This window comes from Telmatobacter sp. DSM 110680 (genome assembly GCF_039994875.1).
Taxonomy (GTDB): Bacteria; Acidobacteriota; Terriglobia; order Terriglobales; family Acidobacteriaceae; genus Telmatobacter.
In genome coordinates, this window is sequence record NZ_CP121196.1 from 5,235,957 (window position 1) to 5,259,214 (window position 23,258).

17 protein-coding genes are annotated in these 23,258 nt (G+C 56.0%); 8 read left to right on the top strand and 9 right to left on the bottom strand.

Annotation, left to right across the window (positions count from 1 at the left end):
• The first annotated feature begins 428 nt into the window (after positions 1-428).
• A complete protein-coding gene (locus P8935_RS21565) occupies positions 429-962 on the top strand; it encodes a hypothetical protein (RefSeq protein WP_348262373.1) in 534 nt (177 codons plus the stop codon).
• A gap of 295 nt (positions 963-1,257) precedes the next feature.
• Positions 1,258-1,797: a hypothetical protein gene (locus P8935_RS21570; protein WP_348262374.1), complete on the top strand. Its 540-nt coding sequence runs from the start codon at positions 1,258-1,260 to the stop codon at positions 1,795-1,797.
• A 96-nt stretch (positions 1,798-1,893) separates the two neighbouring features.
• Here P8935_RS21570 and P8935_RS21575 read toward each other — a convergent pair whose 3' ends face one another.
• The gene (locus tag P8935_RS21575) at positions 1,894-2,259 is read right to left on the bottom strand and encodes a VOC family protein (RefSeq protein WP_348262375.1); all 366 of its coding nucleotides are present in this window, start codon (positions 2,257-2,259) and stop codon (positions 1,894-1,896) included.
• Positions 2,260-2,553: 294 nt separating this feature from the next.
• Here P8935_RS21575 and P8935_RS21580 point away from each other — a divergent pair, with 294 nt between their 5' ends.
• Positions 2,554-2,991, top strand: coding sequence for a hypothetical protein (locus P8935_RS21580; protein ID WP_348262376.1), 438 nt, complete (start codon positions 2,554-2,556; stop codon positions 2,989-2,991).
• A 98-nt stretch (positions 2,992-3,089) separates the two neighbouring features.
• On the opposite strand, the gene hslU is transcribed toward P8935_RS21580, so the two are convergent.
• From hslU to P8935_RS21595, 3 genes are all read right to left on the bottom strand, one after another.
• The gene (gene hslU / locus P8935_RS21585) at positions 3,090-4,592 is read right to left on the bottom strand and encodes an ATP-dependent protease ATPase subunit HslU (RefSeq protein WP_348262377.1); all 1,503 of its coding nucleotides are present in this window, start codon (positions 4,590-4,592) and stop codon (positions 3,090-3,092) included.
• Between the two features lie 14 nt (positions 4,593-4,606).
• Entirely contained in the window at positions 4,607-5,176 is a 570-nt protein-coding gene (gene hslV, locus P8935_RS21590) for an ATP-dependent protease subunit HslV (protein WP_348262378.1), read from the bottom strand.
• 415 nt (positions 5,177-5,591) lie between these two features.
• Positions 5,592-6,869 carry an amidohydrolase family protein gene (locus P8935_RS21595; RefSeq protein ID WP_348262379.1) on the bottom strand — a complete coding sequence of 426 codons (1,278 nt, stop codon included), beginning with the start codon at positions 6,867-6,869 and terminating at the stop codon, positions 5,592-5,594.
• Positions 6,870-7,015: 146 nt separating this feature from the next.
• On the opposite strand from P8935_RS21595, the gene P8935_RS21600 reads away from it, so the two are divergent.
• The 5 genes from P8935_RS21600 (at position 7,016) to P8935_RS21620 (ending at position 14,247) form a co-directional block, all read left to right on the top strand.
• Positions 7,016-8,563: a pitrilysin family protein gene (locus tag P8935_RS21600; protein WP_348262380.1), complete on the top strand. Its 1,548-nt coding sequence runs from the start codon at positions 7,016-7,018 to the stop codon at positions 8,561-8,563.
• A complete protein-coding gene (locus tag P8935_RS21605; RefSeq protein WP_348262381.1) occupies positions 8,560-10,077 on the top strand; it encodes a pitrilysin family protein in 1,518 nt (505 codons plus the stop codon). Before P8935_RS21600 ends, P8935_RS21605 begins: the two co-directional genes overlap by 4 nt.
• Before the next feature lie 53 nt (positions 10,078-10,130).
• Positions 10,131-11,513: a bifunctional UDP-N-acetylglucosamine diphosphorylase/glucosamine-1-phosphate N-acetyltransferase GlmU gene (glmU, locus tag P8935_RS21610; protein ID WP_348265365.1), complete on the top strand. Its 1,383-nt coding sequence runs from the start codon at positions 10,131-10,133 to the stop codon at positions 11,511-11,513.
• Between the two features lie 305 nt (positions 11,514-11,818).
• Entirely contained in the window at positions 11,819-13,090 is a 1,272-nt protein-coding gene (locus P8935_RS21615) for an HD domain-containing phosphohydrolase (RefSeq protein WP_348262382.1), read from the top strand.
• Positions 13,091-13,308: 218 nt separating this feature from the next.
• A complete protein-coding gene (locus tag P8935_RS21620) occupies positions 13,309-14,247 on the top strand; it encodes a tetratricopeptide repeat protein (RefSeq protein WP_348262383.1) in 939 nt (312 codons plus the stop codon).
• A 35-nt stretch (positions 14,248-14,282) separates the two neighbouring features.
• Here the strand turns inward: P8935_RS21620 and P8935_RS21625 are convergent, their stop codons facing one another.
• The 5 genes from P8935_RS21625 to P8935_RS21645 all read right to left on the bottom strand — a co-directional run bounded on the left by P8935_RS21625 (position 14,283) and on the right by P8935_RS21645 (position 23,222).
• Positions 14,283-16,058: a CRTAC1 family protein gene (locus P8935_RS21625; RefSeq protein WP_348262384.1), complete on the bottom strand. Its 1,776-nt coding sequence runs from the start codon at positions 16,056-16,058 to the stop codon at positions 14,283-14,285.
• Between the two features lie 154 nt (positions 16,059-16,212).
• A complete protein-coding gene (locus P8935_RS21630) occupies positions 16,213-17,358 on the bottom strand; it encodes a cellulase family glycosylhydrolase (protein WP_348262385.1) in 1,146 nt (381 codons plus the stop codon).
• Between the two features lie 49 nt (positions 17,359-17,407).
• A complete protein-coding gene (locus P8935_RS21635; protein ID WP_348262386.1) occupies positions 17,408-19,495 on the bottom strand; it encodes an alpha-L-arabinofuranosidase C-terminal domain-containing protein in 2,088 nt (695 codons plus the stop codon).
• 31 nt (positions 19,496-19,526) lie between these two features.
• Positions 19,527-21,965 (bottom strand): family 43 glycosylhydrolase, encoded by a 2,439-nt coding sequence (locus P8935_RS21640; protein ID WP_348262387.1) that lies wholly within the window; start codon positions 21,963-21,965, stop codon positions 19,527-19,529.
• A 60-nt stretch (positions 21,966-22,025) separates the two neighbouring features.
• Positions 22,026-23,222, bottom strand: coding sequence for a tetratricopeptide repeat protein (locus P8935_RS21645; protein ID WP_348262388.1), 1,197 nt, complete (start codon positions 23,220-23,222; stop codon positions 22,026-22,028).
• Positions 23,223-23,258: the final 36 nt, after the last annotated feature.

Genomic DNA, 23,258 nt, shown 5'->3' on the forward strand with positions numbered 1-23,258 from the left:
ACTTTTCTTTCCAACACTACACAACACATGCACTACATCGACCCTAACCGAAGTCGGCGGGGCCTGCATCGCCGACCGACAAATTTGCGAAGACTGATTAGGTACCAAAGAAATGTAGGCGCACAGTCGGAGTAAGTTGACCCAAAAGAAGCTTAATTCTATTGGCGCTTTTTATCGCATGGAATGCGTGTTTTAGATTGATTTTGGTTCGCGGGGTTCGTGATTTTTCCCAGTCAAAGGGGCCCTAGTTACCAATGGATGGCGTGCTGCGCACGGGGTGATTTACCTCACATCGTCGGTGCTACAATTCGTCTAAAGTTCATTTCAACGCAAGACAAATTCAGCACTGGCCGGGCGTATATTCCGGACTGCGCACGTTGCATTCGGACCATCTCGTTTCCCAGCCTTGCGCTTACTTGGGGCTACGTATGCAGGTGCAGACTCATCCGCTCGAACCGTTCTTTCATCAGGCCGTTCGCAATAGCTATGAAGGCCGGCTTGGGCTTTCGCCTGAGATTACCGGCTACGTCTCGCACATGCTATGCGACTTCGCAGAATCAGAGAATCTGTTTCGGCTGAGGGACGCTAAGGGCCGCCCGATCGAGAAACTGGAGGAGATGGTACGCGCCTCCGATCCGATTCTCGGCACAGCACGGTCATTCATCGCTGAGCGCTCGATCCGCAAATACATCGGCGACTATGCGCTTTTTTTGGCGGGGATGTGCCCGGAGGCGATTGAGTCAGATCCGAACAGTGATTCGAAGAAGCCTACGTTGGCCGATCTTATCCGAGTGGGCAAAGAGAGCTACTACGTCGTAAGCCAGTTCAACGTATTTGAATACGAAAAGGAAGCTCCGCTGTATGGGCAGCTTTCGAATGTTTTTGAGCATTGCATTCTTGGACTTGCTATTGCGCGCCGGGATTTGTGGCGCGCAATCAATCCACCCGCACCTGTACATTAGCCATATTCCTAGAGAGATAGCGTTCCTATAACGGTGAGAGGTGGTTCGGTGCCCCGGGGACAGGCACAATGTCCCTGGGGTCAACGAAATGCGCTTCGAGGCGTTGCAATTGAAGCCCCAAACTGCCAACTAGTTTGATTCCCCATCTTTCGATCGAGCAACATTTCCGCTAATCTCGGTGTCAACACTATGTAAATGGGTGGTGGCTGGCTTTCCCGGCTGCACTACAAGAGCTGACCGGCCACTGCACACAAAGCAGTGCCGATTGCGCGCAAGTGCATCAGGGGAGGTTTGTATGGAGAACCAGACGCATCCGCTCAAGCCGTTTTTCCAGCAGGTAGTCCGCAACAGCTACGAAGGCAAATTGGGATTGCACGATCCTGACGTGACTGGGTATGTAGCGCACCTTCTCTGCGAATTTTCACAGACTGACAGGCTCTACCAGGTTCGGGACGCCGAGGGCCATCCGATCGAGGAACTGGAAGCGATGGTGCTGGCCGCCGATCCGGTGAATGGCACCGCGCCTTCGTTCGACGCGGAGCGTGCCATGCGCAAATATATTGGCGACTACGCGCTGTTTGTGGGCGGGATGTATCCGGAGGCGAATGTTCCGGGGGCACGGCGGCGTGCACCGCATCCCAGTTTGTCGGAGCTAATCCACGCGGGTAAAGAGAGCTACTTCATCGTCAGCCAGTTCAACATGTTTGAGTACGAGAAGGAAGCTCCCTTGTTTGCGCGGTTGTCGGATGGATTTGAGCGCTGCATCCTGGGGCTGTCTCTGGTGCGCGAGGAGCTTAGAAAGAGGAAGGCGCTGCCGGCACCGGAGTTGAATTAAAGCAAGTGGTCAGTGATCAGTGAACAGTGATCGGAAAATGCCCCGGGATCTTGGCTCCCGGGGCATTTTCTTGTTGATCATTGAAAGAGTAGTGGTTTATTCGGACCAGACGGCCAGGATGTTGCCTTGGCCGTCGGAGAAGTGGAATCGCTTGCCGCCGGGGAAGTCGAAGGTGGGGACGACGATAGAACCACCCGCTGCGATGATTGCATCCTGCGTGGCTTTCAGTTCCTGAGAATAAAGAACCACCAGGGGAGCAGTGTCGCTTTGGCTCTGCGTGGGTTCACCTTTGCGGAACCCGCCGTCGATGCCGGCGTGGTCCCGGTCGAAGGCGATGTAGTCGGGGCCGTATTCCTGAAAGTTCCAGCTGAAAGCTTTTTCGTAGAACGCCCTGGTGCCGGCGATGTCGGTGGTGGTGAATTCGATGTAGTTGATGGCGTGGTGCTGGGCGGGTTCGCTCATCCTTCTCTCCTCATGATTTGGGATGCGTGAATTTAAAGGAAAGGTAAAGCGAATGCCATGCGCAGGCCACACCTCTCCCGGGCGTCTGATACGCCTCCATCCGCAATCCCTCAGGCGGGAGAGTGCAGGTAGAGTCCGCCCGTGGCGGACTGCCGAGGTACAACCGGAAGGTAGCACAGACGAAAGTTACATTGCAATCGGATTTGGAGGGATGCTTCCATTGGGTTCACAGCTCGATTGACCTTTGGTCAACTCTGCTTTTCGCGCTGGGTAGTCGAGGCTCGGGAGATCAATATGAGGACTTTGTGGACGTTGCCCCTTGCAATCGCCCTGATGGGCTGCACAGTTTTGAGTGTGACGGCGGAGTCAGGGCCTGCAGTCACGACCGGAGCGCACAACAAGATAACGATCCCGGCGACGACTCCGCTGACCGTGAAGTTGGATCAAGTTGTAAGCGCAAGGACGGTAAAAAGCGGCGAAGGGTTCACAGTTACGTTCACTGAGCCGGTAACAGTGGATGGAATGGTCGTAATACCGTCAGGCGCGGCCGGAGCCGGATTCGTAAGCAGTAAATCGCAAAACAGCACGGAGATGGAATTGAACTCGGTGTTTGTGAACGGCAGATCATACCGCGTAACTACTTCGCCGATCCCTTTCAATTCCAAGGGCACTCTCCGCGCGGGCACGAAATTCACATTCGACCTTATGCTTTCGCTGAAGGTAGTTGAGTAAGGCCACACCCCGGAGGTAAGATCGCGCTTTCCCGCCCAAGCAGAGCCTGGATGGGACACCCTCGTTTGGTTTCTGGTGCGTGAATCATTTCGTCAGTCTTAAAGGATGTAGCGGCTGAGGTCGTTGTCTTTGACTACGGCGGCTACCATCTGGCGAACATATTCCGGGGAGATGGTGAAGACCTTCTCTGGGCCGGAGGCGGTGACTCGCTCGTTGTACGGAAGAGGGCCGATGGCCTCGTTGGCTCCGTCTTTGGTGAGTTCAGCAGCCTGTTCAAGAGTGCCAGAACCGCGCGCTACATCGGGGGCGAGGTAGCTGACGTCTTCGAGCACGCGCTCCATGATGGTGTGGAGGCGGCGGGCGCCGATGTTCTCAGTCTGTTCGTTAACTTTAAAGGCAAACTCGGCCATCTCGCGGAGAGCTTCGGGATCGAATTCGAGGCGGACGCCTTCGGTCTCGAGCAGAGCCGAGTATTGCTTGGTGAGCGACGATTTTGGCTCCGTGAGGATGCGCAGAAAATCTTCGACGGTGAGCGATTTGAGTTCTACCCGGATCGGGAAGCGGCCCTGCAATTCAGGAATGAGATCGCTGGGCTTGGAGACGTGGAATGCTCCGGCGGCGATGAACAGAATGTGATCGGTGCGCACCATGCCATACCGCGTGTTCACCGTGGTGCCTTCGACGATGGGGAGAATGTCGCGCTGAACTCCCTCGCGCGAAACGTCGGGCCCGTGTGAGCCTTCGCGTCCTGCGATCTTGTCGATTTCATCGAGGAAGACGATGCCGCTGGATTCGACACGCTCCACGGCGGCGCGATTGACCTGGTCCATGTCGATGAGGCGGCCTTCTTCTTCCTGCACAAGGTAGTCGAATGCATCGCCGACTTTCATTTTGCGTTTTTTGGACCCGCCGCCAAAGATGTTGGGAAGCATGTCCTTGAGGTTCATCTCCATGTCTTCAAGGTTCTGGTTGGAGATGATGCCGAACTGGGGGGTGTTGCGCTCGCGGACGTCGAGTTCAACAGTGCGGTCGTCGAGTTTGCCTTCGCGGAATTGCTGGCGAAGTTTTTCGCGAGAGCGTTGGTAGCTTTCCGATCCCGGGAGCGAGAGCTGCCCTTCTTGCGCAGGCGGCGTAGCCGGTGGTGGGGGAAGCAGGATGTCGAGAAGACGCTCTTCGGCGTTCATCTCAGCCTTGTCTTCCACTTCTTCGAGACGCTCTTCGCGCACCATATCGATGGCGATCTCTACGAGGTCGCGGATCATGGATTCGACGTCGCGGCCCACGTAGCCGACCTCGGTAAATTTTGAGGCTTCAACCTTCAGGAACGGCGAATTGGTAAGCTTGGCAAGACGGCGCGCAATTTCAGTTTTGCCGACACCGGTGGGCCCAATCATGATGATGTTCTTGGGCATGATGTCGTCGGCTATGTCGGGAGGAAGCTTCTGGCGACGCTGGCGATTGCGGAGCGCGATGGCCACCGCGCGCTTGGCCGGACGCTGACCGACGACGTGCTTGTCGAGCTCGGCGACGATTTCGCGCGGGGTCAATTCGTCGAGCGCGATGTCCTGTTCTTCGGCGGATGCGGGAAGATAAATGGCCATGGATGTGAGGGACCCTAGCCCTTCAACTCCTCAAATGTGATGCGGTCGTTGGTGTAAATGCAGATGTCGGCGGCGATCTTCATGGCTTTCGCGGCAATCTCGTGCGCGTCCATGTCGGTGTTCTCAAGCAGGGCGCGCGCGGCGGCAGTGGCGTAGCTGCCTCCGGAGCCGATCGCGGCGATGGGCTCATCGGGATCGATCACGTCGCCTGAACCGGAGAGCAGGAATGTCTGGCCCTTGTCGGCGACTACGAGAAGGGCTTCGAGGTTACGCAGCATCTTGTCGGTACGCCAGTCTTTGGCGAGTTCGACGGCGGCGCGATTGAGGTTGCCGGCGTACTGCTCCAGCTTGGTTTCAAAGCGCGTGAAGAGATTGAAGGCATCCGCGGTTGACCCAGCGAAGCCAGCGAGGATCTTGTCCTGATAGAGGCGGCGAATCTTTTTGGCCGAGTGCTTGAGGACATGGTCGCTCATGGTGACCTGCCCGTCAGCGGCCATCACCACTAAGCCATTGCGCCGGACGCAGATGACGGTCGTGGAGCGAATGCGGCGCTCGGCGGATGCGGATTTTCTAGTCGTGCTCAATGCCCAATCCTCATAAAAACAAGACTTCCGGCAAGCCGGAAGCCATTTGAATCGCAGTCATCAGTATAGGGCATTGATCTTATCGCCGCCTGTGAACCCACTCCGCGTTGTCCATCAGACTCGAAAGTCAACCAATTGTGTCCGGTGAACCTTGTTGGACTTCTGAAAGGATGAGATTACGGCTCGCGTGGGCACCTACTACAAGCCGAGTCAGTGGCGGGGAAAACGCCTGGTATATAGGTCGAGTGACCCTGATGAGCCGAAGCAGGAGGCGAGAAAAGCCATCAGATTTCTCATCGGGGGCTTCGTCTTTTTTCTGATCATTTGGCTATCGTCACAATTCACGCAATAACCAATGATGCTCCGACCCACAGATTGCGACGCCGCCGCGATGAAGGGGCACTTTCCGATCATTTCATCGCTGCCAGACAACCTTGCCGGAACGCACCACGGAGCGCACCCTTGAGAAGTTGGTCAGATCGGTGGCGGGGTCGGCGTCGAGGATGGTGAGATCGGCAAGCTTTCCGGGTGTGACGGTTCCCTTTGCGCTGGATACTCCCATGCGTGCTGCGGGATTGGTGGTCAACATGCCAAGAACCGTCTTCCAGTCGAGTCCGCTTTTGCCGAGTTCCACGAATTCCCCTTCGGTGGTGTAGTCGGTCATGTAGCCCACATCTGTGCCAAAGAGAAGGGTTCCACCGAGCTGGTGAAACTGCTGCACCTCAGCGCAGATGGGATCCATGTAGTGCGGGTCGGTGGTCACGGTGGTGGTGAACATTTTGAGAGTGGGGATCATCGCCATGTTCTTTCGGATGGCCGAACTGAGGAGCGCTGCGTCTACGCCATTGGTGTCGTCGGCGGCATGGGCCAGCACGTCAACGCCGCTGTCGATCGCCACCTGCACGCCGGCAAGGTTGGAGGGATGCGCGAAGACAAGCTTGCCGTTGAGATGGCTTTCCGTCACGGCGGCGGTGGCGATATTGACTGGCATGGGAAGGACATGTCCGCGCTGTACCCAAGAGCCGGTGAATAGCTTGGTGATGTCTGCACCAGAGGCCAGGTTGCGGCGGACGATGCTGGTTGCCTCTTGCGGCGTCTCAGGCTGGGGAAGAAGCATGACCATCCACCGTGGCATCGTTTCGCGGAGATAGAAGGGCGCACCGTGGGGCGGGTAAAGTGCGGTTCCTGCGGTATAGATATATGGCCCGCTTAATTCCCCTTTCTCGATGCGACGACGAATGGAAAAGGTGTCGGCGGGGTTCGAACCGAGATCGATGACGGTGGTAAATCCATGGCTCAGGAACATGTCGGCGAGCTGAGTTGCGAGGGTGCCAGCAGATTTCCAGTTAGCCATCGACCATTTGGGTTCAGTGAAATGGACGTGCGCATTCCAGAAGCCGGCAGTGACTACGCAGTGGTCGCAGGGCACGATGGTAGCGTCGGACGGCACTTCAACGTTCGTACCGACTGCAGCGATGAGACCGTCACGGACCAGTACGGTCCCATCTTCAATGGGAGTATCGCCTGGGCTGACATAGATGCGGGCATGTTGGATGGCCAGAGTGCCGCGGGCCAGTTGTAACGGAGGATGCGAACCATGGCGGGGATAGAACTCCAGGAGCCATATTCCCGCAAAGGCAACGACGAAAAGCACAAGTACCAGAGACAGAAGACGAAATAGCCAACGGCGCATTGATTGGGCCTCACCAGATGATACGCAGACGGTTGGCTGCGGTTCACCGGGATGACGGCCAAAGCATCGCGGTTTGACGCACCCATGCACAGCAACTAGTTTTGAAGGAGGGGTAGCTCGTTCCGGCCCCGCTCGGAGGAGCAAAGATGCACAGGAACTTGCCGGGAAGGCTCACGGCGATCTCCGCCGTCCTCGCGGGGGTTTTTATGGCCTGCATGACCGGCTTATCGCAGGATCTAAAGAGTTTCGAGCAGCGCATCACGACGAAGGTGCTGCCTAATGGCCTTACGATTTTGATCTGCGAGAGGCCGGAAGCGCCGGTCTTCAGCTACGTAACGTTTGTGGACGCAGGAGACGTGGACGACCCCATGGGTCAGAGCGGCCTGGCACACATGTTCGAGCACCTAGCCTTTAAGGGAACGGACGAAATCGGCACCACAGACTATTCGGCGGAAAAGTCAGCCCTGGATAAGGTCGAGGCTGCTGAGCTCGCTCTGGAGAGCGAAGCGCGGAACCCCATGGGGAGCGATCCTAAAAAGCTGGCTGATCTGAAGAAGGCTTTTGATGATGCGCAAGCGGCCGCGGAGAAATTTGTGGTTCCGAACCAGTTCACCGACGTGGCTGAGCGCAATGGAGCGAACGGGCTGAACGCGCAGACCGGCCAGGACGAGACGATGTTTTTCTGGTCGATGCCAGAGAATCGCCTCGAACTGTGGGCATGGATGGAGAGCAGCCGGCTAGCCAACACGGTTCCCCGCGAGTTTTACAAGGAGCGTTCGGTGGTTCTGGAAGAGCGCCGCATGAGGACCGATTCCAACCCTGAAGGCCGCATGCTGGAACAGCTGGCAGCGACCGCGTATGTGGCTCACAACTACGGCCGCAGCGGAGTCGGTTGGCCAAGCGAGGTGAGTCAGATTACGGCGACGGAGGCGATGGCCTTCCACAAGAAGTATTACGTGGGATCGAACATCGTGATTGCCGTAGTGGGGGACGTAAAAGCGGCCGAGGCGATGCCGGTGCTGGAGAAGTATTTTGGCAAAGTCGCCGGTGGCCCCAAGCCGCTGGAGATGACCACGGTCGAGCCAAAGCAGTTTGCCGAGAAAAAAGTCATTATCAAAGACCCGAGCCAGCCCATCTACGTTGAGTCGTATCATCGGCCAAGCTATCGCAGTCCGGACGACGCAGTGTATGACGCGATAAGCGACATCCTGTCGAACGGGCGGGTTTCGCGGTTGTATCGCAGCCTGGTGCGCGACCAGCAGATTGCCGCCGAGGCGGCAGGCTTCGGGAGTTTTCCGGGCGACAAGTATCCCAGTCTCTTCACGTTTGGAGTGATACCGCTCCCGGGTCATTCCGATGCGGAGATGGCGACCGCGGTGCACAAGGAAATTGAAAAGCTGAAGACTGTCGATGTTACGGATGCGGAGTTAGCGATGTACAAGACTCGCGCACGGGCCGATCTGTTGCGCGGGCTGGCCGATAACCAGGGCCTCGCGAATGCGCTCGCCGAATATCAGACACGCTACGGAGACTGGCGGGAACTCTTTAAACAACTCGATCGTGTAGACAAAGTGACCAAAGCAGATATTCGACGCGTTAGCAACGAGATATTTGTCGCCTCCAACCGCACTTCGGCGGAGATTGAAACGCAGGCGCCCTCGGCTCCCGCGAAGAATGACGGAGGCCAGAAGTGAAGAACAGAGGTCAGTGGTCAGTGGTCAGCGATGAGTTCAGATTTTTAAAGAACGCCATGGCTCGCGCTCCTTTTGTCGCATTTTTGTTGTTGCTGGTTACGGGCGTTTCAGCGGCACAGCAGAGCAAGCCTTGGGAAAAGATTCCCATTCCTGCGCTTCATGATTTCAAACCGCAGCAGCCGAAGCGCATTGCGCTGAAGAATGGCATTGTGCTGTTTCTGCAGGAAGATCACGAGTTGCCGTTTGTTTCCGGCTCCGTAACGATCCCCGGTGGATCGCGCGATGAAGATCCGGCGAAATGCGGATTGATTTCGCTCTACGGGCAGACGTGGCGAACGAGCGGCAGCGCGAAGATGGATGGCGATGCCATGGACGACCTGCTGGAGTCAAAGGCTGCGCATATTGAAACCGGCGGGGATGATGATTCGACTGCACTGTCGTGGGATTCCCTGAAAGCAGACACCGACCAGGTGTATGACCTGGCGATGGACCTGCTGTTTCATCCCAAGTTTGATCAGCAGAAACTGCGTCTGGCGCAGCAGCAGACGGCAACCGGCATTGTGCGTCGCAATGATGATGAGAGCCAGATTGCCGGACGCGAGGCGGCCAAGCTCGTATATGGAGCCGACAGCCCGTATGCACGGCAACCTGAGTTGTCGACCATTTCCAAGGTCACGACTGCTGATCTGCAGGCATGGCATGACCGGACGATTGGCAACAAACTGATCATCAGCATCAGCGGCGATTTCGATTCTGCGGCGATGGAAGCAAAACTGCGAGCCACCTTTGAGCACCTGCCTGCGGCAAAGCCGAATCCGGTGCGACACGACGTTTTCAAGGGCCCGACGCCGGGTGTTTACTTCATCAATAAAGAAGACGTGAACCAGTCGCAGGCGATGATCGTGGGCCTGGGAATCGATCGCCACAATCCCGACGTTCCAAGCCTCGCCATGATGAACGACGTGTTTGCAGGGGGCTTTGCAAGCAGGCTCTTCCAGAAAGTAAGAACAGAGCTTGGCCTGGCGTATGAGGTCGGCGGAGGGCTGGGGTTTGGATGGGACCACCCTGCCACATTTGAGAGCGTGGTGCTGACGCAAAGCGCAACCACCGTCGAAGCTATTCAGCAGAGCTACAAGGTGATGGATGGACTGACTACGCGGCCATTCACTGAAGAGGAATTGAAGCGCGCCAAAGACAACATTCTCAACTCATTTTTGTTTCGCTATGACACGAAGGACAAGGTGCTGGCGGAACGGGTGCGACTGGAGTTTTACGGATATCCGGCGGACTATCTCGAGACGTACAAGGCCGCGCTCGAGAAGGTTACGGTTGCGGATCTAAATGCTGCGGCAAAGAAATACATTCATCCCGACAAGTACGCTGTGCTGGTGGTAGGCAATGGACCGGAGATCAAGCCGGGATTGGATGAACTGAAGATGGGTCCAGTGCATAACATCGACATCAGTATTCCCGGCGCACAAGGCGATGCAGGCGGTGGGACGGAGAAACAATAGTGAGCAAGGAAGCGAAGCAAGAACATCCGCTACCGAAACTGGCGGTGGTGATCATGGCCGCCGGCAAAGGCACGCGATTGAAATCGCGCAGGCCCAAGGTGCTGCACGAAGTGGGCGGGAAGCCTCTGCTAAGCCATGTGATTGGGACAGCAGCACGGCTTGCGGAGAACAGTGACATCTACGCGATCATCGGTCACGAGGCAGAACGGGTGCGCGCGGCGATGGCAAGCACCGGCGTTCAGTTCATCGAACAGAAGGAGCAGCGTGGAACCGGTCATGCCATCCAATGCGCTCGCGAGGCAATCGCAGGGTACGAACATATCCTGGTTTTATCTGGCGACGTGCCGTTGATCACCGCGGATACTCTGCAGCATTTGATGACGCTGCACTTGGCGGAAGGCGCGGCAATGACGATCCTGACGGCGACGCCAGAGGATCCTGCGGGGTATGGACGCGTGATTCGACGTTCTCCCGATCGCTCGGATGTGGACGCGATTGTCGAGCAGAAAGCCTTGAAAGGTGAACAGCATTCGATTCGCGAAATCAATTCCGGGATTTACGCGTTCAAGGTGGCACCGTTGCTGAAATATCTCGACAAGCTCTCAAACGACAATTCTCATCGTGAGTTTTATCTGACGGATATGGCGGCGCATCTGCATACAGGCGGTGAAAAGGTTGCGGCTTTGAAAGCGGAAGAGGCAGTGGAGGTGCTGGGTGCGAACACCATTGCGGAACTTGTCGCGCTGGATGCGAATCTCCGCATGGCAACCGCACGTCGGCTGATGGCGGGCGGAGTCACGATCTTTCGGCCGGAGACCTGCGTGATTGATGCTGAAGTAGAGGTCGAGCCGGACACAATCATTGAACCGTTTGTGCAGTTGCTGGGCAAAACCAGGATCGGCGCGGAGTGCCGGATTCGTTCTTACTCCGTAATTGAGAATTGCACTCTGGGAGCCGATGTGGTGGTGCTTCAAAGCTGCGTGCTGACAGAGAGCGTTGTGTCTGATAGCGCACGTATCGGCCCCTTTGCGCGGATAAGGCCGGGGAGTGAGATTGGGCAGGAAGCGCATGTCGGTAACTTCGTCGAGACCAAAAAGGCGAAACTCGGCAAGGGCGCAAAGGCCAATCATCTGACCTATATTGGCGATGCGGAAGTGGGGGCAGGTTCAAATATTGGAGCCGGGGTAATCACCTGCAACTACGATGGCGTGCACAAGCACCTTACCCGAATCGGGCAGAAAGTCTTCGTCGGAAGTGATTCCACACTGGTTGCGCCGATTGAGATTGGCGATGGAGCATACATCGGCGCCGGGTCGTGCATCACACGAGATGTTCCTTCGGGCGCGCTGGCAGTGGGGCGTTCGCGGCAGGTGGTGAAGGAAGGCTGGGCGGTAGCCCGTCACGCTGCGATGGAGAAGATGAAATCGACAAGTTGAGAAGAAACCAGGCTCGAAGTGAACTTGAGAGAAAAAATGTGTCTCAAGAGCAGACAGATTCGGCAAAAAATCCATAACACTTTAGTACTTTGGTACTTAAACAAGAAGGGCTTGCGCCACTGCCCGAGGAAGCGTAAGTTCTTGATACGTTCTCAGGTTATTGCTGCGTGCAGGCTCGTGTGGGACTTGTCGATTCATCCCTTCGCGGAAGTTTGCAAGTGAAATTGGCGCAGTCGACTAATTTTCAAGCTTCCAGATGACGATTTAACTCTCTAATAGGGAGAATGAGGTTTTCCATTTAAAGAATGCTTGTACCTAAATTGAGAGGATTGCCCCGCCGCAAGTGGACCGGACAGTGGCGGGAAAACGGGACGGAGACGGGGTTAGCGTCGAAACTGGGAAACCAGGACGCTTCCTCATCAGCGATGCTTTCGGTGGTGAGCGCAGACGCCCGCGCCAGCCTCAAAGGGAGCAAGTCGGCTCGCGTTTTGGTTGTGGACGATGAAGCGCACGTTCGTTCCATGATTGCTGCAACTCTCGAGCGCCAGGGATATGACGTTGTGCTTGCCTCTGGTGGGCGTGAAGCGATGGAGGCTATCGATCAGGACGGCTTCGAACTGATTCTGACCGATATCGTGATGCAGGAAGGTAATGGTCTCGCGCTGCTGGAGCGCATTCACGCGCAGAATCCAAATCTACCAGTCATCATGGTCACGGCCATTCATGACATCAGCGTGGCGATCGACTCGATGCGCCGTGGTGCGTACGACTACCTTCTAAAGCCCTTCGAACGCGAACATCTTGTGGCAACGGTACAGCGCGCGCTGGAACATCGACAGGCGCTGCAGGAGAGCCGGACCTACCAGCAGAATCTGGAACAGGTGGTGCGGGCGCGCACGGAGATGCTGCGCCAGGCGATGGAAGATCTGGAGCACTCGTACGACGTGACGCTCGAAGCACTGGGTGATGCGCTCGATCTGAAGGACTCTGAGACTGAAGGCCACTCCAAGCGCGTAACTGCTTACACGATAGCGTTGGCACGGGCGATGGGAATATCGCCGGCAGAGATCAAGGTGATTGCACGCGGCGCTTTCTTGCACGACATCGGCAAGATGGCGATTCCCGACGAAATACTGCGCAAACCGGGCAAACTGACGCCGGAAGAGCAAGATGTTATGCGCGAGCACTGCGCACGCGGCTACCAGATGCTACGCAAGATTCCGTTTCTGGCAGAAGCAGCCGAGATCGTCTTTACGCACCAGGAACATTACGATGGAAGCGGCTATCCGAGCGCGCTGAAGAGTAGCGCGATTCCAATCGGCGCGCGCATATTTGCGGTGGCCGACACGCTTGACGCGATCACCAGCGACCGGCCGTATCGGGTTGCGCGCACGTTCGATGCTGCGCGGGAAGAGATCATTCGCTGCTCGGGAACGCAATTCGATCCGACGGTGGTTGAAGTTTATTTGAAAATTCCCAACGAGCTTTGGCTTGAGTTACGCTCAGAGATTACTGGCCAAAACCACCGCTTTTCGACTTTTGATATTTCCCACCCATTGGGTGCGTCGAAGAAGTAGACGCGTCACCCACGATCTCCCTTCTTGCACGGTTCACGACACATTCAATTCAAACATTCGATCCAACGACCTGCGTTTTATACCGAGCAAGGGACGGCGCAGGATCACTTGTATCTTGAGAACGAATGCACACGCGACGCAGATCGTGCGTTACGCATAGCATTTCGCAGAGAAGTTTGAAAAAATGGTTTCACCGTGGCTGGGAGACTGGAGCACGAATGAAAACCAACGCTGCCACGATCCTTTTAGCGTTTTTGGGGGCTCTGACTGCAGGGCGGTTGAGCGCGCAGTCTACCGGCGCCGCCAAAGAGGCGAAGCCGGTGGCATATCCGTATGCTGCGGAGGAATCCGGAGGCCTCTCCCCTTCTCTGCTGAGAAAAGACCTCGACCTCCGCGCTGCTTTATCGGCAGCGCCTGATTCAGCGGAACTGATGTATGCCTACGCGCTCGTCCTGCGCCAGGAAGGCAAGGCACGCGACTCACTAGCTGCGTACACGCGCGCTGCGAGCATGCGCAAGCCGACGGCACAGGAACTGCGCAGTGTGGCGCTCGATTACGTCATGCTCAGCGATTATGATGACGCCATTCACTGGCTCGAACTTGCCGTGCAGATCGACCCTCATGACGTGGATGCTCTCTATTCTCTCGGCCGCTGCTATTACTCCAAAGACAGATACCAGGAAGCGCGGAAGCTCTATGAACAAGTTCTCGCCATCCAGCCCAAAAATATAAAAGCCGAGGAAAACATTGGCCTGGTTTATGACGCCACCAATGAGCCCGAGAAAGCAGAGGAAGCTCTGCGGAAAGCAACAAGCTGGGCAGACGCTAATGGGCAGGATGAGTGGCCCTTCTTGGATCTTGGCGTTTTTCTTCTCGATCACAATCGATTGCCGGAAGCGATCGATGATCTTCGCATTGCAATCCGCATCAGGCCGACGCGTGCCGAATCTCACGAGAAACTTGGCCGCGCCCTTCTAGCCAGTCAAGATGCGGTAGGTGGAATCAATGAGTTGCGGGAAGCTACGCGTTTGGAACCTGACAATCCGCGTACCCATTACGAGCTTGGCCGGGCGCTTCGCCAAGCAGGACAGATCGATAAAGCGCAAGAAGAATTCAAACTCAGCCAGAAGCTCTACACGTCGCATAGCCAGGAGTAGCGCGTCACGCTAAGCACGTGCGAAACCGCGCGTTTTCAGGGCTTGGGAGGATCGGCCACGGCGACTGGCTTGGCTGAATCCGATTGCGCCGGCTCTTCGATAACCAGTTCCTTGTCGCCTTTCTGATTGCGGAGAACTTGCTGGATTCCGCTTGGCCAGCGGATTTCGATGCGATCGATGGCGACATCGCCGGCAAGCCCAAAGTGCAATCTTCGATCGCTGGCGGAAAGATATCCGCTCGACGTGGTCACCGTTCCCCATTGGCTGTGAGATGCTGTCACGATTTTGACCTGGGCGCCGATCGCATCGCGATTGCTTTTGTGTCCGATGAGGCGCAGTGTCACCCAATGATTCTTGGTGTCGGTCAAATTGAGCAAGACGTGCGCTGGACCACCGTTGGTGGAGACTACTGCGTCGATGCGGCCGTCGTTATTGATATCGCCGATCGCCATGCCTCTGCCGACCCAGGCTTCGTGAAAGATCTCAGACGAAATTCCCGAGATGTCCACGAACTTCTTGCCAGTGTTGCGCGCCAACATCATGGGTTCGCGATAGTGCAATTGCGGGAAACTCTTTTCAATCGTGTCGAGATCATGCCCCTGCGCGATCAGAAGATCCTTCCAGCCATCGTTATCGTAATCGAGGAATCGAAGACTCCAGCCGGAGTGCAGCATCGACATGCCGCCAAGACCGGAAGCGAAGCTTGCGTAATCAAATGTGCTATCGCCGAGGTTGCGATAGAGGGCGTAGCGTTGATTGGCGAGATCGGTGATCACCAGGTCGGGCCATCCATCGTTGTTGTAGTCGGCGAAATCCACGCCCATGCCGGCGTAAGTCTTGCCTTCTGCATTGACAGCGATGCCGCTTTCAAGACCGACCTCTTCAAAGGTGCCATCGGTCTTCTGGTGAAACAGGAACTCGGGCATGGAATCATTCGCTACGAACAGGTCGATCCTGCCGTCCTGATCGAAATCTCCAATCGCAATGCCGAGTGCCTTGGCCGGAACATCGAGGCCGAGTTTGTGCGCAACTTCTGTGAAGTGTCCGTTGCCGTCGTTGTGGTAGACGAGCATGGTGATGGGCTGAAAGACATCGGGATGACAGTATCCGCGAAAGCCTTCCCGATGTTCGCCGCAATAGACATCGTTCCAATCCCACTGCACATACCGGTCGACAACCAGATCGAGCAAACCGTCGTTATCCAGATCAACCCACGTGGCGGAACTGGACCAGCCGCCACCACCGACGCCTGCTTTGTCGGTCACATCCGTAAATGTGCAGTTGCCGTTGTTGTGGTAGAGACGATTTCCCCCGTAGCCAGTAACGTAGAGATCTTCGTTGCCGTCGTTATCGTAGTCGGCCACAGCCACACCCATGCTGTATCCGATTCCTTGCAGGCCGGCCTTCTCCGTCACATCTTCAAAGGTTCCGTCGGCTTTCTGATGGAATAAGCGATTCCAATCTTGCGGACCCGTCTTTTGGGGAATGAATCCGGCGGGCGTGGGATCGGTGTAGGGTGCACCGTTGGCGAGAAAGATATCGAGACGGCCATCATTGTCGCAATCGAACAAGGCCACACCGGAGCCCATGGTTTCAATGAGATATTTCCGGGACGTATGCGGCGCCTGGTGAACAAACTTGATGCCCACCTTTTCCGCCACGTCGACGAATCGTCCGGGGACCTGCTGATCTGCGTCAGCCTTCGTTGGTGGCGAGGACTGCCCATACACGCTCAATGGCGCCAGGATAATAAAGAACAGCCGAGTGAGCCGACCGGCGAACTTGAGTTTTGTTCGTATCTTTTGCTGCATTCGCCTCGTTTTGGCTGACCTTCAATGGAGTGATGGCTCGAACGATCGGATCGGTTACGTGTTTCAAACGAGGACCGGTGCCGGGCCCCCAGTTCGGGTTCGTGTTCGTTCGAGACCAACCTCCTCAACGATATTCGAGCAGCGGTGTTTTTCGCTACTGCTTTCCTGTCAGAGACCGCAGGATCTCTACCTCTCGCTCGCGATAAGGCTTTCCGTCTTCATAGAACACATCGTGGAACCAGACGGTTGGCGTCACGAGCACGTACGGCCGCTGCCATGAGTCCCAAGGCAGATAGGTCTGACTGCGGCCCTTCACCAATCCCCAATTGACTGCGCCGACGTGGTATCTCTTGGCGATCGGGAGGACTGTATCGAAAGTGCTTCCGGCTCCGCGAGCCATGTACTCCGTGCAGATGAGAGGGCGATGAAACTTCTGAAGCTGCTGTACGCGGCTCTCGAAGCCTTCGGGCCAATCGTAGTTGTGAAACGTGATGACATCGGATTCTTCCACCTGCGTGCGCGCCATCGGGGACATCGCATCGAGGGAACTCCAATCGCCGGACCAGATTCCGCTGGTAAGGGGCTGAGTGGGTTGCTTTTCGCGAGCCCACGCAAACACTTGCGGCAGCAGATTCAGAACAAGTTCCTTTTTGTTGGGCGGTTCAAGCTTGCCATAGGAAGACTGGTTATCGTTGTCCGGCTCATTCCAGATGTCCCAGGCCAGCACACGGGGATCATTGGCGAAGGCTCCAACGACTCCCTGCACATAGGACTTGAGTTTTGGATACTGCATCGGATCTTTCAATGCAACTCGACCGGGGGCTTGCACCCATCCGGAGTTATGCACGCCGGGAATTGGCGGACGCTGTGGCCCGAGCAACGGATCGGGATCCCAGCAGGAATCGAATAAAACGAAGATCGGTTTGATGTGGTGTGCGCTGGCTATCGCGAGAAACCTATCGATGCGATGCTCAAATCCTGTGGGGTCTTGTTCCCACGGAAGATTGTGGAGAAAGACGCGCATGGTGTTCATGCCGAGGCCTTCGGCCCATCCCAGTTCGCGATCAATCTCCTGCTCATCGAAGGTTGCAGCCTGCCACATCTCAAGTTCGTTGACGGCGTCGGAAGGAAGAAAATTGGCGCCAACGAGCCACGGCTGATCCGCGTACCACTGATTGGCCTGGTCTTCAGTCCATTTTTGCTTTGGCTCCGCACCTCGTAGCTGCGAAACAAGGAGGAGAGGCAATACAAAAAAACTAACAAGAAGGCGCATGTGCAGAAAATCGTGAACCTTATTCACTTTGAATGATTCCTTTCCGCTTCGACCTACAGGAGCTGCTTGAAACTATTCATTTGCGCTTGAACGAGATCACCGTGACACTTCCATGCGGAAATACGTGGGACCATCCATCCGGCCGCACCGCTTCCCTGCTCTCAGTTGGCTGAACATGGTCAGGTGAGATTTCGTCGTTACTGTCGGTGAGAGAAGGTGAGTTCAAGACGCTGATCTCTGCCTGGCTGCCAGCGGCAAAACCGTGTAGACCAATCTTGGTCGGAATGTCAGTTGAGATGCTCCGATTTACGCAAAACAACGTCAGAGTTTTTCCGTCGGCACTGAGTGCGGCGGCGACATCAAGGTTGGGAACGGACGCAATCTCCGGCAAGCGATTGACGCCGTGCTGCACCGAATACAAGCCGGAGTTCGCCACGACAGAAACAAGCTTTGCTATATCAGCGCCGGCATACATCTTGAATGCGTAGTAAGAGGGCGTTCCAAATACCTGGCTGCGTTTTTTCCAGATGCCGGCAAACTCCATGATGCCTGTCATGTCGGAGACTGGAACGATGTCTGCATTCCTCATCACCATGTTCAGGAAACCGCCGGTCAGGACGGCTCCGCCCATGTTGAGGAAATTCGGAGCATTTAATCGTTCTCCGATGAAGAGCCATTCTGTAAATGCGACGTGTGCTTTGTCTTCGTAGCCTGGAGTGGAGTCGATCTGCTGCTGCTCCTGGCGCACACGCCTCTCCAACTCAACCGGGAGTGCGAGCGAGGCCTGGGCTACGAAGTCCGCCGTCGGTGTTTTTTGCTGTACTTCGCCGGTGCCCACTACGAAATGAGTAGAGAGGTAGTTGAATGTGCCGGGCGTGTTCGTGAGTTGAATGGCGTTCCAGCTTTTGAAGACTTCGGGGTCTGCGCCAGTAGCAATGAGGCGCGCAGTTGGGTCGACTGCGTGAATCGCCTTGCTGAATTCCAGCGTTCTCGCGGCTAGTTGATCTTTGGTCGGATAGCCGAGATTCCAATTGCCCCAAAGTTCATTACCGAGTTCCCAAAGCAAACCTGAGTGCATCTGCCAGTGCTCATTGATATAGCGAACCCACGCGGCGGCTTCATCCGGGGTTCCGCTGCCGAGGTTGAGCGCAACTTGTGGCTCGGCACCAATCTCTCGGCAGAACTCGAGAAACTCATCGGTGCCGAAGCTGTTGTACTCCGGAATTCCCCAGGAATTATTGATCGTGTTGATGCGTTTATCGCGCGGACCTATACCGTCTTTCCAGTGGTACGAGGAGGTAAAATTTCCGCCAAATCGCACCAGGGGCGTGTGCATGGCCTTGGCCATGGCGACCGCGTCCGGGTCGAGGCCGTTCTTCGCATCCGCCGGCATGAGTGAGAACTGATCAAAATCGATGCGCCCATCTCCCGCAACCTGCACGACAAAATCCGCGGGATCGAGGCGATGCAACTTCCCATCCGGAATGTGGAACGTAAAACTAAATTTTTTCCACGATTCGTCGGTGACTTCGATCTGCTGGGATGCGAGCACCTCATCCTGATCACGCATCTTCAACGCAACCACAACGCCCGTCTGACCGCCTACATGTTTCGCATAGAAACTGCCTTCGTAATCGTGGGTGCGATGAATTGGAAGGTAAACCCTCTGCTTGATGCCAGTTGTTTCGCCGGGCACGCCGAGCACCAGTAAGGACTGCCATGAATTGGCCGCATCGCCGTGGTGAACCTCGTATCGATTGCCTTGACGCGGATCGACCGGCTCCCACGGCAAAGGAACGTCCACGCCACTGGAACGGCGCAACTCCGGACGTTCACGCAGCATGTCGGCAGTTTTCTCGGGGCTCCACAAACCGGCTTCGAAGCTTGGATTTTCAAGCAATTCCGCCCAGAGTCCGTTGTAGGTTGAGTTTCCAATAGGCTCGAGAAATGTGCCGAAGATGGTGCGCGGTATCGGCTGACTCGCAACCTTGCTCGCGTCAATGTCGATGGTGGCAACGGCTGGAATGGGTTCTGTTACCGTTACCTGGGCGACCATGGGAACTGCGAACGCGAGTGCGGATGCAAACGCGATGAGCTTTACTCGGACTCCGCGCGGCTTCGTGTTTCCTGCAACGAGTGGTGCAAAAATAGCACGTTGACTCACAAGACGAGCAGAGCCTTGATTCCGGCTTTGATTACTGCAATGTTGAAACGTGCACATAATGGAATGTCCCCACATATCCAGACCGATTTCCCGCATACAGACAGATCTTCTCTGAGCTGCCCAGTTGATGGACCCAGGTACCGCCCCGAGTCCAGGTGACTCCGTCTTTGCTGCTGAAAGCTGTGTAGTGTTCTTCACCGTCCACGTTGCGCTTCACAATCCGCAACCAGACCGTGACCTGCGTGCTGATGGATGCTGGACCGAGATTTGTTGCGCCCCATGTCGAGTAGCCGGCAGCTTGTGCGGTCTCAGCCTTGATGAATTCGACCTGCCGCGTGTCGTTGTTGTTGTAGAGATCGGCTCGGACGAAATTGTTGTCGTCGGCGTAGATAAGCAACCCCGCCTGCGCGAAATCGGGTCCAACGCCACTCGTCGGAAGATTGATATCAACTTTCGTTTCCGCCATGTAGTCCCCTACAGGAGCGGGCTCCGACAAAAGCGGGACGTTGCTCATGCTTCCGATCGGGTCGTACGCAACCGAGTTGACCTGGTAAGAATTGTTTGTCAGTGCGTAACTGGGCGTTGCGTGCAGGAATGACCATTGCGGACTCAGAGCGGACGAAGAAAAATCATCGGACAGAGATGCGATTGCGGTTCCGGGCGAATCCTCTGTTGCCAGCACAGACGTGTATGAGTTGGCCGCTGCTGGTTGCGCTGCAGGAAGGGGCTGAGGTGAATTCTTGTCGGAAGCGCCGAACCCGCCGCGAACGACAGGCCATCCGTTCACCCAATCAATAGCATCGATGAAACCCGACCTGGCTGTGTATCCGACCGAACCGGCATAATACGGCGTCGCTGCAAGGATGCCGTGATAGAGCATGTAGTCTTGTCCGGCTTCGTCGGTAAAGACAACATTTCCGCCTGGACCGATCACGCTGTTGCCGTTCATGCGGAGCGCAGGAGTTCCGCCGGGGTTGATCGCGGTCATCGGAATTCCCGCAGCGTCCAGATACGGGCCCATTGGGCTGGTCGCGCGGCCGACGAAGACTCCGTAGCCGCTGAGGGGACCGTTGCAACAGTTTGTGGACGACGCGAACAGGTAGTAGTAGCCGCCATGAATCCACCAATTGCCGCCTTCGTAGCGGTTATCGACAGCGACCGGTTGTTCGCTTGTCTTGTCGGAGGTTAGTCCGTTGGCTGATAGCTTTCTTACATAAAGTCCGCCGACGAAGCTGCCGAAGAGGATGTATCTCTGTCCTGTCGCGTCCTGAATTTCATCGGGATCAATCGTGGACCTGTACGAACCGGAGCAACAATTCGTGGCTGGTTCTGGTTCGACAACCGGTGCACCAGAATCCACAAACGGGCCTGTGGGACTGGAACTGACACCCACGCCAATGGCAGATCCGTTACCTGCAAGTGCAGTAGCCGATGCAGCAAAGTAAAGGTAATATTGCCCGTTGAAATATTTGATGGAGGGTGCCCACAAGGACGCTCCATTCACATTGGCCCATGAGGGCAGGCCTGCGAAAGCGTCGCCGTCATATGTCCAGTCCACGAGATCTGACGAGTGGAATACGTTGATGAAATGCGGATTTGGATCACCTGCATATAATGCATCGCTGGTGCAGTACAAATACCACGTATCAACGCCGCCACTTTGCAATTTGTAGATGGCTGGATCTGCGCAACTGACTGCGGGAATGCTGGCCGATGCATTCAGCTTTAGCGGATTTGTATAGGTCGCTCCCGAAGGTAGGTTAATGATGACCGTGACAGGCTGCGATGCGGAACCGGAATAAGCTGTGTCTCCGCTATAGGACGCTGTAATGCTGTCAACGCCTGCAGGCATCTTTGTCGAGGTGAAGTTCGCCAGACCTGTCGAATCGATGGATGCTGTTCCGAGTGCGGTTGAGCCAGAGCTAAACGTCACATTTCCTGTAGGTGTTGCGCCGCTTGATGAAGACGAGTTTGTCACCTGCGCCTTCAACTCAACCGGTAAACCTTGTAACGTGCTTGGAGTCGATGTGAGGAGCGTGACCACACTGGCTTCTAACGGTTGAGACACCGTGACCGCGACGTTGCTCGATGTCGAAGAAGCAAGCGTTGCGGTTCCTCCGAAACTGGCGTTAAACGTGTGCGTACCTACCCCCAGTGAGCTGCTTGACCATGTGGCTTGGCCGCTTGAACTCAGTGGGGCGGAAGCAAGCAGGGTTGTGCCGTCATAAAACATCACCGATCCTGTAGTCACGGGACTTCCCGAGGACTTGACGGTACATGTCAGCGTGAGCGCGCTTCCTAAACTCAACTGGCCGGTTGAGGCCACCAGCGCTGTAGTCGTGGGGGATACCTGGGGCTGCGAGGTTCCTCCGCTGCCGCCGGAGCATCCGAGCAAGGCAGCTGCAATAATCAGCAGGACGCCCGCAAGCGGTCGGCGGTCGGCTTGAATGTGAGATCCCCACGTGCGCATGATCCTGGTGTCCGATGTGCTCTGCTCGTCACCCTTTAGCGCGGGGCGTGAAACAGAGCGTCAATTCTTTCCTTTAACGTCGGAAGACGGTACTGTAGCCGTTCCAAATCCTGCGGAAATTGCAGACAAGACCGCCGGATTCAACTTTGAATTCTGTGCCTTCAATCGCGTGTATTCGTGGATAGCGCGATTCGAATCTTCAATCCTGCCGAGTTTGCGATAGACGCGCGAGAGTTCGTATTGCACACGCGGCGCCAGTTCCGGCTCGGGGTGCATGTCTCGTGCTTTTTCCAGCGCGACGAGTGCCTCTTTGGGCTTGCCGGCGTCAAACTCACCCAGGCCGAGATAGAAGTAGGTAGCGGGAAAATCCTTGTAGATGGATACGACCTTCTGGAGCAGTTGCAGGCCCTCGTCTCCGCGATTGGTCTCAATATCTATCTTGGCGAGGTTGTACATCGCGACTGGATTGTTGGGGCTCAACTCCAGTTCTTTGCTGTAGGCCTGCTGCGCAAGGTCGAGTTCGCTTGACTTGCGGTATTCGCTGCCCAGTTCTTCGTACAGGTCGGAGTTGTTGGGCATTTGCTTGATGGCTTCCTGAAACTCCGCAATCGCTTCCTTGTGCTGACTCTGCCGGGAATAAATCTGTCCTTGTACCCGATGCACATGCCACGAGTTTGGATCGATGACGGCCATGCGCGCGTAGCTGGCAAATGCAACATCGTTGTGGGCCTGCCCGCGATACTCAAGGATGTTGAGGTCGTCCGGCGCGAGTTCTGCAGCACGGTCAAGAGGCTCTGTGGCTTTCTCTGGGTGTCCATCCTGCAACTCGACGACTCCCATCCACATGTAAGCTTGCGCGTTTTTGGGATCGAGTTCGACTTCACGCTTCAGTGCGGCGACGCATTGATCGACTTGGTGCATCTGCGCATAGGCGATACCAAGGAACAAGTTCGCGCCCTGGATCGATGAATTGCGTGCAACTGCGCGACTGAGAAAGTCGGACGCGGCCTCTGGTTTGCCGAGGCGAAGCTCCGCCACGCCGAGTCCCATCAGAGCTTCGGGGTTTTCTGGATTTGCTTTGACCGCAGCCTGGAAGTACTTCTCCGCGTCGGCTGTTCGTCCCGCGCGGATAGCTTCTGATCCCAAGCGGAGAGCATCATCGGCGGACTGGCCATCCGGCCGCGATTCGGTTTGACCTACACCGCGCGGAAGTCCAAGCAGAAAGCCGACCATTAGAAGAGCGCTGCATATTCTCATTCGAAATTGTCCCCGTCATTCCATTCAAATTCCATT

Excerpts from the sequence above, each read along its gene's own strand:
- glmU (WP_348265365.1), top strand. The coding sequence starts at position 10,131 with ATGGCCGCCGGCAAAGGCACGCGATTGAAATCGCGCAGGCCCAAGGTG.
- P8935_RS21640 (WP_348262387.1), bottom strand. The coding sequence starts at position 21,965 with ATGCGCACGTGGGGATCTCACATTCAAGCCGACCGCCGACCGCTTGCG.
- P8935_RS21600 (WP_348262380.1), top strand. The coding sequence starts at position 7,016 with ATGCACAGGAACTTGCCGGGAAGGCTCACGGCGATCTCCGCCGTCCTC.
- P8935_RS21645 (WP_348262388.1), bottom strand. The coding sequence starts at position 23,222 with ATGAGAATATGCAGCGCTCTTCTAATGGTCGGCTTTCTGCTTGGACTT.
- P8935_RS21625 (WP_348262384.1), bottom strand. The coding sequence starts at position 16,058 with ATGCAGCAAAAGATACGAACAAAACTCAAGTTCGCCGGTCGGCTCACT.
- P8935_RS21575 (WP_348262375.1), bottom strand. The coding sequence starts at position 2,259 with ATGAGCGAACCCGCCCAGCACCACGCCATCAACTACATCGAATTCACC.
- P8935_RS21595 (WP_348262379.1), bottom strand. The coding sequence starts at position 6,869 with ATGCGCCGTTGGCTATTTCGTCTTCTGTCTCTGGTACTTGTGCTTTTC.
- hslU (WP_348262377.1), bottom strand. The coding sequence starts at position 4,592 with ATGGCCATTTATCTTCCCGCATCCGCCGAAGAACAGGACATCGCGCTC.
- P8935_RS21565 (WP_348262373.1), top strand. The coding sequence starts at position 429 with ATGCAGGTGCAGACTCATCCGCTCGAACCGTTCTTTCATCAGGCCGTT.
- P8935_RS21570 (WP_348262374.1), top strand. The coding sequence starts at position 1,258 with ATGGAGAACCAGACGCATCCGCTCAAGCCGTTTTTCCAGCAGGTAGTC.
- P8935_RS21620 (WP_348262383.1), top strand. The coding sequence starts at position 13,309 with ATGAAAACCAACGCTGCCACGATCCTTTTAGCGTTTTTGGGGGCTCTG.
- P8935_RS21580 (WP_348262376.1), top strand. The coding sequence starts at position 2,554 with ATGAGGACTTTGTGGACGTTGCCCCTTGCAATCGCCCTGATGGGCTGC.
- P8935_RS21615 (WP_348262382.1), top strand. The coding sequence starts at position 11,819 with ATGCTTGTACCTAAATTGAGAGGATTGCCCCGCCGCAAGTGGACCGGA.